Origin of the sequence: Streptomyces sp. NPDC002809, from assembly GCF_040295435.1 — a bacterium.
Classification (GTDB): Bacteria; Actinomycetota; Actinomycetes; order Streptomycetales; family Streptomycetaceae; genus Streptomyces.
On the sequence record NZ_JBEOVJ010000074.1, the window covers coordinates 41,510 to 41,964 of the forward strand.

A 455-nucleotide genomic window follows, 5' to 3' on the forward strand; every position below is an offset into this window, starting at 1 on the left:
CGCGGTTGTCATCACGACGCGGCGCACGATCCCGGTCACGGTCGTCACGACGGAAGCCACCGCCACCACTGCTGGTGGGCCGGCTGTCGTCACGGCGGTTTCCGCCGCGGTCGTTGTCCCGCCGCTGGCTGCCTGACCGGTCGTCACGACCGCTGCTGAAGCCGCCCCGGTCACCGCCGTCCCGGCGACGCGGCTCGCGCTCCGAACGATCGTCGGGAGAGTTGGTGGACATCGGTGGTGCTCCTGTCATCGGGTACTACAGACATTCTTGCGCAGCCGGTCACCCGACGCGCTTCGGAAAAACAAAAAGGACCCTTGGTCCCAGCGTTGAACGCTGGGACCAAGGGTCCTTCAAAGATTGTTCGGCGGCGTCCTACTCTCCCACAGGGTCCCCCCTGCAGTACCATCGGCGCTGAAAGGCTTAGCTTCCGGGTTCGGAATGTAACCGGGCGTTT

The 455-nt window shown here is 65.3% G+C and carries 1 rRNA gene and 1 pseudogene; both read right to left on the minus strand.

From position 1 onward, the window contains the following. Positions 1–232: pseudogene (locus ABT025_RS31130) on the minus strand (tetratricopeptide repeat protein); the annotation flags it as partial. 128 nt (positions 233–360) lie between these two features. Then, positions 361–455, minus strand: a 5S ribosomal RNA gene (rrf, locus tag ABT025_RS31135); the annotation flags it as partial.